Genomic DNA, 12170 nt, shown 5'->3' with positions numbered 1-12170 from the left:
GCTATTTTTTCTGAAGTCCATGACCTCATCTATAATTTCCCGGGCCGCTGCCCGGCTACTGCCCCTGCTGGCCGTTGTGCTGCTGGGCAGCTGCGACAAGGAGCTTGATACCTACTACTCCGAAACCGGACCGCAGTTCCCCACTTTCACAGCCAATGCCCTCGGCACGGCTACCAAGTACGCTCCCGGCGAGATAGTGCAGTTCGAGCTCCGCTTTGCTCAGCAGACCGACCCAATCCGCGAAATCCGGATTCTGCAGAAGATAGAGCCCAACCGCGACTCTACGCTGGTGCAAACCATTCCGTATCAGCCGGCCTTTTCCCGCATCCGGCAGTCGGACACGCTGCTCGTGAACTACACCGTACCGGCCGGCCAGAACAAGGCCAACGTGCGCGTAGACGCTGTGGTGGTGAGCACCAACGGGCAGTCCAAGCTCCGCACGTTCAGCTTCCGGCTGGCCGAAGCCACGCCTACCATCCGCCTGAACGACGCCACCAACGTAACGGCCCCCGGCACCAGCACGCCTGTACCCGGCGACGTAGTCCGCTTCCCGGTGGTGCTCAATGAAGGCGGCATCAACACGGCCACTTCCCTCACGGCCACCGGCACTCTGCGCAAAGACCTCGACAGCCTGATTACCTATATAAAAGTGGGTACGGCGGCTGAACGGCGCTTTGCGCGGCAGCGCGTGCCCACGGCCGGCACCCAAAGCGGCGCGGCCACTACCGTCAACGTAGACCTGACGTTGCCTGCCGGCAGCGCGGGCCAGCCGGTGGTGTTCCGCTTCGAGGTGAAGAGCCTCTATCAGGACCGGATTCCACCCCTGGCCCCGAGCGTGCGCGCGGCCACCGTTACGGCCCCTGCCATCACGCCCGGCACGCCTACGGCGCTGGCCGCCGCCCGCACCGTTACGCTTAACTACACGGGCACCACCGGCGGCGACCTGGCCGCTTACGACCTGGCTACTTTCGCGCCGGTTGCGGCAACGGCTTCGTCGGGTACCAAGGATGTTGCCATCACCAGCACCGCCACCAACGCCGTGCGGCTGCAGGCTCTGAATGCCACGGCCACCCCGCCCGTTACGACTACGCGCTTCGTGCGCCTGACTACCGGCGGCGCGGCAGCTTACACCAACGCCACGCTCAACAGCATCCGCCAGACGTTCCTGACTACGGCCGCGGCCAGCCAGGTCACTCAGCTCGATAATGTGGTGGTCGGCGACGTGGTAATTGCCCGCCTGCGCGGCCTCGACCAGTACGTCATCTTCACCGTTACCGGCATCAACCGCACCTCGGCTACCGATGTGGCCCTGACGCTGGCCGTGAAGGCGCTGTAAGCGGCCTGCCTTCCGTGTTTTCTGCACAACGCCGCTCCTTTGGGGCGGCGTTGTTGGTTTAGCCTGGGCGGTTTGGGCAGCCGGGCGGCCGCGTAAGTCTCGCTGAATCCGTAATTTTGAAGTATGCCCCTTACCACCCGTATCACTGAAACTCTGGCCCAGCACGGTCTGCGCGCTACGCCTATCCGGCGGCAGGTGCTGCAGGTGCTGCTCAGCAAGCCCTATGCTCTTTCCAGCAACGACATAGAGCAGGAACTAGGCTCAGCGGGCATCGACCGGATTACGCTGTACCGCACCTTGCGCACCTTTGAGCAGCAGGGCGTTATTCATCGGGTGGTGGATGCCACCGACATCATTCACTACGCATCCTGCTCGGTGGACTGTACGGAGCACGCCCACCACGACAACCACGTGCATTTCAAGTGCAACGCCTGCCAGCATACGTACTGCCTCAACCAGGTGGCCATTCCGCCCGTGGTGCTGCCGGGCCGGTTTCAGGCCCAGCGCAGCGACCTGCTGCTGTCGGGCATCTGCAATAAGTGCCAGCCCAGCCAGCCGGCGGCCCACTAGCCTGCCGGCGCAGGCTTGGCGCGGCGCCCGGCTTCGGCTTACCATAGCTCCTCTATGCCTGCTTCTGCTTTTGCATCCTTCTTTCGCCGGTTTATGGCGGTTTCGAGCCTGCTGCTCCTGGCTGTCAGCGCCCGGGCGCAGACGTCCCTGGTAGGCCGCTGGGCATTGCAGCAGATTGCGTTTGAAGCTCCTTCTACCCTGCCCGACTCCCTGCAGGAGCAGCTGTTCCATAGCCCCGCGGCCGACACCAATATCGGCATCACCAACGGCGAGCTGACCCTGGTTGTGGAGTTCCTGCCCGACAGCACTTACACGTATGCCACGACGCGCCGGGGCCAGCTGGTTCACTCAGAAAAGGGCACCTACCGCATCCGCCGGGGCCTGCTCTACAGCCAGACTTCCACCAACGACGAGCCCTTGTTCGATGGGCAGAGCATTGTGGAGCTTACGCGCCGCAAGCTGCTGCTGCAAAGCCCTATTATGCAGCCAGAGCTACAGGTGTTCGAGCAGGTGCTGTACACCCGGCTGCCTGCCCTGCGGAAATAAACGGCTACAGCCCCATACGCAACGCGCCCGGCCTTGGAAGGCCGGGCGCGTTGCTTTTATCATGGCAGGGCAGGCTAGCGGCCGCCAAACAGGCGCCGGAAGAAGCCCTTCTTTTTCGGTTTGGTCTTCGTCTTGATTTTGGTGACAGCGCTGGCCGCTGGCCGGTTAGCAACCGGCGGCGAGGCTGCCGGACGCGGGGCGGGCACCGTTACTGGCGAAGTAGTGGCAGGCGGTGTAGCCGGAGCGGTGGGCGTGGCTGCTGGCGTTTCGGCAGGAGCCTGGGCCAGGATAATTTCGCCTGTGCGGCCGGTGGTGCGCACACTCACGGGCCGGCTTTCATTGTGCAGGCGGTCTACAGCGGTCAGGTAGTAGGCGTAGGTCTGGCCGGGCCGGGCCGTGGTGTCCGTGAATGCCAGGCCGGTTCCGGTACGGGGCCGTATCACGGCCAGAATACGGCGCGGGTCGTTGGGCGTGGGCGTTTCGTCGCCCTCGAACCGGTACAGCACATAGTACGCGGCCAGGTCGCCGTCGGAGGCAATGGGGGAAGGCTGCCAGGTAAGGGTATTGGCGGGCAACGCGGCCGTCAGGGTCAGGTTCTGGGCGGGACGGGGCGGCACGGCATCGAGCCAGGGCATGGTGGGCACCAGCGCCGGATAGCGGAACAGGTTCTGCCGCAGCGAATCGGTGGTGTGGAGGGCATTAGCCAGCAACGACTTGGAGCTAAAAAACACGCTCCCGCCTACTTCCGTCGGGAAAGTGCGGTTCAGGCGTACCTGCCGGGGCAGCTCGCGCGGGTTGCGCCACGTGGTATCGGCCTTGGTGCTCTCCGACATGCGGTAGGCCCCGTGCCCGATGTAGAGGTGGCGGCCGTTGGCGTTGCGCGCCCACCATTCTACCAGTACCGGATACTGCGCCAGCCGGAAAGTGGAGCTCCAGTACAGCTGCGGCAGCAGATAATCAACCCAGCCCTTGCGCACCCATTCCAGCGCGTCGGCATACAGGCCATCGTAGCCCTGGAAGGCTCTGGTGGCCGAGCCGTTGGGGTCGGTGGCCTGGTTGCGCCACACCCCGAAGGGCGAAATACCGAACTTCACCCAGCGCTTGGTGCTCTGGATGGAGTCGTGCAGGTCGCGGATGAGGATGTTCACGTTTTGGCGGCGCCAGTCGGGCAGCTTCAGGCCGTCGGGGTTGTGGCGGGCAAAAGCGGCTTCGTCCTGAATGACTTTGCCCGCCTCAGGATACGGGTAGAAATAATCGTCGAAATGCACCCCGTCGATGTCGTAGCGGCGCACTACGTCCAGTATCACGCGGTTGATGTACTGGCGTACTTCGGGCAGGCCCGGGTTGTAGAGCAGCTTGCCGGAGTAGCGCAGAAACCACTCCGGGTGCTGCCGGAACGGGTGCAGGGGCGCCAGGCGCCGCGTCAGCGTATCGGTGCTGCCACGGTACGGGTTAAACCACGCGTGAAACTCCATGCCACGGGCGTGGGCTTCTTCAATCATGAAGGGCAGCGGGTCGTAGGCGGGGCTGGGGGCCTTGCCCTGCGTGCCGGTCAGCCACTTGCTCCAGGGCTCCAGGCTGCTCTGGTAGAAGGCATCGGAGGCGGGCCGCACCTGCACGAATACCGCATTGATGCCGGTGCGCTGCTGCGCATCAAGCATCCGGATGTACTCGCGGCGCTGCTGCTCGGGGGTGAGGTTGCGGGCGCTGGGCCAGTCGATATTTTCCACCGTTGCAATCCAGACGCCGCGCAGCTCGCGTTTGGGAGGCACATCGGCAGTGGCGGGGCGGCAAAAAATGGCCAGCAGACCGGCAATCAGCAACAGGGAAAGAACGCGGCGACCAGCGCCAGACAGTGAAAACATCAGCACAACAAAGGAAATCAGCCCGCAAGTTAGGGCTTAGTCGACAGTGCGTTGCGCTGGGCAGCCCGCATTTCCCCGATTTTGCCGCATAATTCCGGCGCACTCCTGGCCGGCGCACGCGGCCCGGCCAACCGCTGGCCTTGTGGCCCGGCCCACAACCGTACGGCAAAAAACCGTACGCCCTTCGGCTGCCATAAGATGGTACTTACGGCAGCCAGAGGGCGTGCGGCAACAACGGCCGGGCAGGCTATTCAGCCCACTGGTCGGTTTTTTTGGTGGGGTTGCCTTCGGCGTCAGCGTCAGAGGTGCCCTCGGCTCCGTTGGTCTGGCTGCTGTTGCCGTACGCGCCGCGGATGCCGGTACCGTCGCCCATGTTTTCCTGAGTGCTGGCAGCTTCGGGGTTGCCGCTGGCTTTGGCGTCCGGATCATTCTGGCCCGGAATGCGGCCGGCGGTGCTCATATCGTTGTCCTGGCGCTCAGCACCGGCTTTGTGCGTAGAGTTCTGGTTGCTGGGCTGGGGTTCTTGCTGGTCGTGTGCCATGGGTAGGATAGAAAAAGAAAGGATGAGGTGAGAAGTGCTACCCTGCTATACGCGGCCCGCGCCCACGGCGTTGGCCGGCGCGTATGGTAGTATGGCGCGTTTTTGCCAACTTGAAGGTTCATTTCTGACCTCTATCCGTTTTTCTATCCCGGCATGGCCGCTTCTTCCGATTCCGAGTTCCTTAGCCAGAAAACCGATGCTGAGCTGCAGTTTCTGGTGCAGCATCCCGACCTCTATCATCCCGACCTGGTGTATACCGCCCGCCTGGAGTTGCGCCGCCGCGGCATCAGGCCCGACCTGCTACATGAGGCACACACGGAGTCTGCTCCGCTTCCGCAGGCACCGGATGAGGTATCGTATGAAGAGCCGAGCTGGTGGCAGCGGCCAGGCGCTGTCTGGGTAGTCGTACTGGCAATTCTGCTGCTGGGCGGCGTCTTTTATCTGCAAAGCCGCAGCGCATCGGGCCAGCAGGACGCTGCCGTAACGGACACTGCCGACGACGCGCCGCTGGTGCTGCAATCCGTAGAAACCCACGTAATTCCGAGTTTCGACTCGCTCACCCGCGCCCAGATTGCGCAGGAAATGCGCCAGCTGCCCGCCGCCGAACGTACCCGCGACACCGCCGCTACCCGCAGATACCGCCTGCTGGCAGAGCGCTACTGGAAGGCCGAAAACCAGACGCTGTACGTGCTGGAGCGCGTGAATAAGGCCGCGGCCGATTCTACGCTGCCCGGCCAGGCTACCACCGTGCTGGAAGAATGGCGCCGCCTTACCAAGGCCCTTGTCTATGACTTCAGCCTCACGCCGGTGCTGGCCGAACGGATGAATGTGATGCGCCGGGGTGCCTACCTGCGCATCGAGCTGCTGCAAACCATGCGCAGCCGGTACCAAGGTGGCGAGCCGGTCTATGATAACTACTTAACAGGCCTGCGCGACTCGGCTACCGTGATGCATGAGGCCCTGCTGAGCCGCCAGAAGTGGATAGACGGGCTGCGCCGGGGCACGTCGCTGTAGCTATCAGATAAGCAGGCCGCCGCTAAAGCGGCGTATGGCTGGCTACATCCATAAAGTACAGGTTCTTCAGCATGCTGCCTTTGAGCACGTAGCCCAGCGGCAGCAGAAACGTGCAGATGGGGTGTAGCAGCGGCTGGCTTGGGTCGAAATCTTCCGCCTCCACCAGCACCAGCCGGGGCCGGTAACGCCCGAAATCCAACGACTGCAGCACCGATAGGTCAAACTCTTCGGCATCGATAGCCAGCAGATCGAAGCGGGCCGGCGCATTGCGCTCCGCCAGAATGGCCGTGAGCGAGTGCGGCTGCACCTGCCGGCGGCTCCGCAGCTGTTCGCCCCGGGCCAGATACTGCGGCACATATTGCGGGTCGGCGGTGGACAGGACGCTGTTGGCAAATTCCAGGTAGCTGAGCGCCTCCGTTCTGTGCGACACGAAGGCGCACACCGCCTGGTCGCGTGGGCGAATCCGCCGATACTTCTGCACTAGCTGCTCGTTGGCGTCGATGCAGATGCCGCGCCACCCGCGCCGGTACAGCAGAAAGGTGTTGGAGATGAAGCGCGGTTCGTTGCAGCCTACTTCCACGTAATAGCCGTTGTGCGTAACCAGCGGCTTCAGCAACGACTCTATCAGACGGTCTTCGCCGGTGTAGCCGTAGCTAAGCCGTACGCTGCGGCCCAGCGGCAGCCGCACCAGCCCGATCAGCACGTATTTCAGGCTCCGCAGTCCCGAGTGAAAGGGGCTGGCCCAGGTAAAAAACTGCCGGAAGCTCATCCGCACCTCTTTCAGCGCCAGGCCGGCCTGGGTGAAGGAGGCCCGCGACCGGGCACTCTGATAGAGCGGACGCGCCAGATACCGTTGGGCCGTAGCCCGCAGAGTAGCGGCCGAATAGATGACTGGCAAAGGGAATGACAAAAAGACGCACAGATACCCTGTGCTAACTACAACTAATTATTCGCAATATACAAGCGGTCAGCTTAGTTGTTTATTGGAATAAGTAAATAAAAACCCGCCGTTGCGCTATGCCGGCCGATGGCTACGGCAATAGCCGCGACGGGTTCGGGGCCTCGTGCATGGCTAGCCAATCTGGCGTATGCGCTACCGATTCTGGCAGGTATGGCGGCGGCGCTGCTGGGTGGGACGGTTCTTGTGCTCAGGCCATAGCCTAGCTACCCTTTGCCACATGGACACGCCTTCCAGCCCACTCGCCGATAAAACGGATGCCGAACTGCTCTATCTCGCGCAGCACGCGGCCCGTTACCCGGCCGCAGTGGGCACAGCCGCAGTGCGGGAGCTGCAGCGCCGTGGCCTGATTCCGGATGAGCTGCCGGACCCGGCACAGGCCCGGGCACAGCTCCCGCCCGAGCCGGAAACCCGCTGGCCCGAGCAGCTGGCGCAGCTGGGGCACGCGGTGTTCCGGCCCCGGCGCGGGTTTTTCGTTACGCCTTTATTGCTGCACGCCAATCTGGTGGTATTTCTGCTGATGGGCCTGAGCGGCGTCAGTCTGCTTTCCCCCGCCGGCCCCGACCTGGTGGCCTGGGGGTCGAATTTCTCGCCTCTTTTTCCGGCCCAGCCCTGGCGGCTGCTCAGCAGTGTCTTTCTGCACAGCGGGCCCGCGCACCTGCTCCTCAACCTGAGTGCCCTGCTGCTGCTGGGGCTGATGGCGGAAAGCAAAGCCGGAAGCAGGCGCTGGCTCCTGATTTATCTGCTGAGTGGTATCGGGGGCAGCCTGGCCAGCTTGTGGTGGCATACCCGGGGCGTAAATTCAGTGGGAGCCTCGGGCGCCATTTTTGGGCTCTACGGGCTGCTGCTGGCGCTGCTACTGACGCAGCGCACGGCGCTAAGCCGGCAGGAACGGGCCGGTATGCTGGGGCTGCTGCTTTATTTCGCGCTGGGCAGCCTCGTGGGCGGCCTCGACGGCCCCGGCCTCACCGACAATGCCGCTCACGTAGGCGGCCTGCTGACCGGTCTGCTGGCGGGCCTGCTTTCCACGGCCGGCAAGCGCCGCACCCAGAACCCATAAGTAGCAACAGGCACTGATCAACGAAAATATATACTAATTATTATTTTTATATAAACAGGCAACCCGCTGCCGGGCGTCTGCATCATTTGCCGCAGTTCCTATTCCTTACTGTTTAACCACTTTACTGCCATGAAGAAACGCTTACTTGCCCTTGCCGCTTCTCTGGGCCTGCTCGCGGCCTCCTCTGGTGCGTCGGCGCAGACGACGGCCGTCCCGAATGGCACGCTCGATACCTGGATTACGCGCAGCGCGCTGGAAGTGCCGCAAAGCTGGAGCACCATCGACGAGGCCATTAAGCAGGTGCCCGTCTTCGGCGGCTTCTACAGCACCGTCACGACTTCTAAGGATGCCGGCAGCCGCACCGGGGCCTTTGCCGCCCGCCTGGAAACCAAGCTGGACCCACTGCTGGGGTCGTTGGTTGGGCCGGTGCCGGGCGGCATCGTGCTGGGCGCTGTAGATGCTACCGCCGTTGATATTGCCGACGACCTGGACGTTAGTGCAGTGGGCGGCCTGCCTTTTACAGTGCGCCCGGCCTCTATGCAGTTCTACTATAAGCTCACGGGCACCAATGCGCTGGCCGACTCGGCGTATGCGCTGGTGGCCCTGACGCGCACCGTGGGCGGCACAGTACAGACCATTGCTTCCGGCAGCCTGCGCCTGACGCCGGCCACAGCCTACACGCTGAGCACGGTGCCGCTGCAGTACACTTCTTCGCAGGCCCCCGACTCCATCCATATTGCCTTTGCCTCCGGACTGGCCGGTTTTCCCACGGTCGGTACCACGCTGGTAGTTGATGACGTGGTGATGAACGGTACGGTAGCCGCTACCCGCAACGGTCAGTTGGCCGCAGCGCTGCAGGCCTATCCTAACCCCAGCGCCTCGGGCCTCTTCACCCTGTCTGCGGCGGGCCGGACCACTGAACTGAGCAGCGCCTCGCTGACGGTGCTGGACGCGCTGGGCCGCGTGGTGGCGCAGCAGCAACCCGATACCCGCGCCTCCGGCACCCGCACCCTCGACCTGCGGCAGCAGCCTGCCGGCCTCTACACCCTGCGCCTCGACACGCCCAACGGCTTTGCCGTGCAGAAACTCATGAACAAGTAAGCCCTTTCCAGCAGCTCAACACAGAACAATCGCGCCCCGGCCGCCGGCAGAAGTTGGTAGCCGGGGCGCAGCTTTCTGTATCTACCTTGCTGCGCGACTTCCCCCGGAGGACTCTTCCGTTTCGGCGCCGGACAGCAGAAACCGGGCGTTCTGGCCAGTAGAATGCCCGCTGGCAGCGGCCTCGCTCAACGTAGCAACCGGCCGTAGCGTAGATTTACAAAAGCCTGGGCTGGCACGTACTTGTTACACCTCTGCCCTACTGCTGCGCCAAACTCTCATTCCGTGACCGACGACCTGCCGTCCCCCGATTCGCAACCCGACAAGCAGCCTTCCCGCTGGCAGCGCGCCACGCAGGCTATGGGCCGGGCGGCGCTGCTGCCGTTCAACACGGCGGGCTACCTGTACCGGACGGGACAGGAAAACCGGCATTTCACGCTGCCCGTCCTCAACGGCGCCTTCGGCGACCAGCTGGCTGAGCGCCAGGACCGCCGGGCCATCCAGATGAGCTTCCGCCGCCACAGCGCCGACGTGCCGGTGGCCGACCTGCGCCTGGAACCCGGCGAAGCCGGCCTGCGCAAAGTAGTAGTGTTTCTGCACGGCCTGATGGGCGACGAGGTGATCTGGCAGGCGGGCTCGCCGGAGGGGCTGCGCTACGGGCCGCGCCTGCAGCAGGACACCGGCGCCATTTGCCTCTATGTACGCTACAACAGCGGCCTGCACATCTCGCAGAACGGACAGCTACTTGATGCGCTGCTCACGGAACTACTTCAGACCTACCCCGATACCATCGGAGCGCTGACACTGGTGGGGCACAGTATGGGCGGCCTCGTCATCCGGAGCGCGGGCTACTACGCAGCGCGGGCGGCCCCCAATTCAGGCGTTGCACGCACTTCAGGACGGGGCAGCGCGGGCTCCTGGCTCACGCATCTGACGAACGTGTTTCTGCTGGGCGTGCCCAACGAAGGCTCGTTTCTGGAGCAGAACAGCCACTTTACGTCCGTGGTGCTGCGCAAGATAAACCTGCGGCCCACCCGCTTCATCAGCGGCCTGATTGACAAGCGCAGCAACGGCATCAAGGACCTGCGCCACGCCATTCTGGTAGATGAAGACTGGCAGGACCCACACGCCGACGACCTGTTTCCGCCCCGCACGCTGGTGCCACCGCTGCCCGGGGTGCGCTACCACGTGCTGGTCGGCTCCCTGCTGAAAACCGCCAACTCCGCCCTGCACGACTACTTCGGCGACGGGCTGGTGGGCGCCGGCAGCGCCCTAGGCCGCGTTTTCGGCGACCCGGCCCTGCCGCCGGAGCAGCTCATCAGTACCCGCGTGTTTCCGAAGCTGCACCACGGCACGCTCCTTTCCAACCCCGAAGTGTACCAGTACCTGCGCGACCATATTTAACGGCAAAACGCCGCCCGGCTGAGTAGCCGGGCGGCGCATTGCAGCAGCCAAAACCGTTCTATTCCGTAACGGTTTCTTTGGGTGCCGGTTTGTTTATTTTGAAATTAAAGCGGTAGCGCAAACCAATGCTGCGGTTGCGCGTCAGGCCCGTTGAGTTGCCGATGACTTGCTGGGACACACCGCCATCCATATTTTTTAGCATACGATTGAAGCCATAGTCCCCGACGACTTCCAGATGCTTGCCTAAGGCGAAGCGACCTGCTATTCCGGCCATGACGTAGAAGTTTCGACCCTTGGCCTTCAAATACCAATAGTCCAGTATTTCCTCATCATCCGTTCTGTAAGATTCGCTGGCAACACTCTGCGAAACATAGCTCAAGCCCACTAACGCTTCCAGCTGGAAGCGCTGATTTTCACGAGGCCTTATTCTGTATCGTAGAGTGATGGGGATGGCCCAAGCCCTGTTCTCATCTCTTACCACTCCGGTAATCGGCTTCCCGTCTGCCCGTACGCCTCTGCCTATCTGCTCGAAATACTCTCTCTTCCTTAGCCAGCTATACTCAATTGCTAACCTTGGGGAAACGAAGAATCCAACTGTTGGTCGCCATAGCCCAAAAGACATGTGCCCTGGTGTTGCTCCTAGAGTACCATTGTAGGTCATAACGTGTTTGCTTACGCCACGCGAACCGGCAATGTAAAAGAGAAGGCGGTTTGCTTCCCGGCTTTGCGCCAGACCTTTCAAAGCACTGGTTATCAGCAACCCCATGATCAATAGCCTGACAACCATATTATCTTGATTTAACGCAGAAATAAATAAATTTTCCGCCGGCTCCTTGGTTTAGGTCCGTCGGCCGCTTCTGCCAGCCACTTGGGGGCTGTATTCTGTCGTTATCACCAGATAGAATACCAATTTCGATTGCCGATCTACCAGTCGCTTTACTCTGGTACGACCAGATATGACTGCCCCAGGCTCCGTTATTAAGGTCAAGTGTTTCCCAAAAGTTATATCCCCAGTTGGTACCAGTGGAGGGATACCACCAAATATCGTAGTAGTTTAAACCAGGGTAAGGTGCGCTACAGCATCCTGTCATAACCTTTATGTCACTTACCGGTCCGGTAGCAAATGGCTTGCTTTCGTAATACTCTTTTCCGTTCTCGACCGTAGAAGGGTTGCGCGTGAAGGTAAGGTGTATAGAAGCCCCACCCGCTTGATCATTCAAATCGAGGTTGAGTAAAGTATATCCTGTAGGCGAAGGCTGTGGTGAAGGTCCCGCAACCAGCTTCAAATCATAGATATACCCGTTCGGATTATCTGGCCCGCTATAAGGTGCCATGCCCTCCGTGCTTATAAAAGTAGGGGGCACAGAACCACCGCCACCAGTACAGGGCTCCCCGTCCACTGAGCAGGGGGTTACGTAGTTGAAGGCAATACTCCCGTTGTCAGACACGGTAGCCTGCCGGCTGTACGCGTTATACTTGGGGCGGCTTGGGCGCGGACCGTTGCCGGCAAAGTCCAGATACGTGTCTTTGCTCACATACTGGCCCAGCGGGTCTTTCGCCTGGCCGTGTTCTATCTGTTGCAGGAAGGAAGCCCAGGCCTTGTCTTTAGCGAACTGGTCGAGCATCTTCCCTCTGCTTATCTCTGCCACAGTTGGCTGGGCTATGGCAGGCTCAGCCGGGTTTCTTTCCTTTTCACAGCTTGCCAATACCCCCCCCCACAAATAGGGCCGGAATGATGTTTGCTTTTGTCTGCATACCTCTGAATTAAAATTATAGTG

Annotated in this window: 12 protein-coding genes; 7 read left to right on the top strand and 5 right to left on the bottom strand. The window is 61.9% G+C overall.

The features are described 5' to 3' along the window. Positions 1-19: 19 nt before the first annotated feature. The 3 genes from BUE15_RS09445 (at position 20) to BUE15_RS09435 (ending at position 2452) form a co-directional block, all read left to right on the top strand. Entirely contained in the window at positions 20-1336 is a 1317-nt protein-coding gene (locus BUE15_RS09445; RefSeq protein ID WP_073283680.1) for a hypothetical protein, read from the top strand. Positions 1337-1459: 123 nt separating this feature from the next. After that, a complete protein-coding gene (locus BUE15_RS09440) occupies positions 1460-1906 on the top strand; it encodes a Fur family transcriptional regulator (RefSeq protein ID WP_073283678.1) in 447 nt (148 codons plus the stop codon). Between the two features lie 54 nt (positions 1907-1960). Next, on the top strand, positions 1961-2452 hold the full coding sequence (locus BUE15_RS09435) for a hypothetical protein (RefSeq protein WP_139252199.1): 492 nt from the start codon (positions 1961-1963) through the stop codon (positions 2450-2452). 74 nt (positions 2453-2526) lie between these two features. Here the strand turns inward: BUE15_RS09435 and BUE15_RS09430 are convergent, their stop codons facing one another. After that, entirely contained in the window at positions 2527-4317 is a 1791-nt protein-coding gene (locus BUE15_RS09430) for a glycoside hydrolase family 10-like protein (RefSeq protein WP_073283672.1), read from the bottom strand. A gap of 247 nt (positions 4318-4564) precedes the next feature. Further along, positions 4565-4858 (bottom strand): hypothetical protein, encoded by a 294-nt coding sequence (locus tag BUE15_RS09425; RefSeq protein WP_073283670.1) that lies wholly within the window; start codon positions 4856-4858, stop codon positions 4565-4567. A 153-nt stretch (positions 4859-5011) separates the two neighbouring features. Here BUE15_RS09425 and BUE15_RS09420 point away from each other — a divergent pair, with 153 nt between their 5' ends. Further along, complete coding sequence (locus BUE15_RS09420; protein ID WP_073283668.1) at positions 5012-5872, top strand: hypothetical protein; 861 nt, start codon at positions 5012-5014, stop codon at positions 5870-5872. 22 nt (positions 5873-5894) lie between these two features. On the opposite strand, the gene BUE15_RS09415 is transcribed toward BUE15_RS09420, so the two are convergent. Beyond that, positions 5895-6770 (bottom strand): FkbM family methyltransferase, encoded by an 876-nt coding sequence (locus tag BUE15_RS09415; RefSeq protein WP_084548943.1) that lies wholly within the window; start codon positions 6768-6770, stop codon positions 5895-5897. Positions 6771-7050: 280 nt separating this feature from the next. On the opposite strand from BUE15_RS09415, the gene BUE15_RS09410 reads away from it, so the two are divergent. From BUE15_RS09410 to BUE15_RS09400, 3 genes are all read left to right on the top strand, one after another. Next, a complete protein-coding gene (locus BUE15_RS09410; RefSeq protein ID WP_073283665.1) occupies positions 7051-7890 on the top strand; it encodes a rhomboid family intramembrane serine protease in 840 nt (279 codons plus the stop codon). 129 nt (positions 7891-8019) lie between these two features. Next, a complete protein-coding gene (locus tag BUE15_RS09405) occupies positions 8020-8991 on the top strand; it encodes a T9SS type A sorting domain-containing protein (RefSeq protein WP_073283661.1) in 972 nt (323 codons plus the stop codon). Positions 8992-9273: 282 nt separating this feature from the next. Then, positions 9274-10392 carry an esterase/lipase family protein gene (locus tag BUE15_RS09400; RefSeq protein WP_073283658.1) on the top strand — a complete coding sequence of 373 codons (1119 nt, stop codon included), beginning with the start codon at positions 9274-9276 and terminating at the stop codon, positions 10390-10392. A 58-nt stretch (positions 10393-10450) separates the two neighbouring features. On the opposite strand, the gene BUE15_RS09395 is transcribed toward BUE15_RS09400, so the two are convergent. Beyond that, positions 10451-11158, bottom strand: coding sequence for an outer membrane beta-barrel protein (locus BUE15_RS09395; protein WP_139252198.1), 708 nt, complete (start codon positions 11156-11158; stop codon positions 10451-10453). 22 nt (positions 11159-11180) lie between these two features. Continuing rightward, a complete protein-coding gene (locus BUE15_RS21525) occupies positions 11181-12017 on the bottom strand; it encodes a hypothetical protein (RefSeq protein ID WP_139252197.1) in 837 nt (278 codons plus the stop codon). Between the last annotated feature and the right edge of the window lie 153 nt (positions 12018-12170).

The organism is Hymenobacter psychrotolerans DSM 18569, assembly GCF_900142395.1.
GTDB lineage: Bacteria > Bacteroidota > Bacteroidia > Cytophagales > Hymenobacteraceae > Hymenobacter > Hymenobacter psychrotolerans.
The sequence above is the reverse complement of the archived record's forward strand: the minus strand, read 5'-3'. Positions and strand labels throughout refer to the sequence as shown.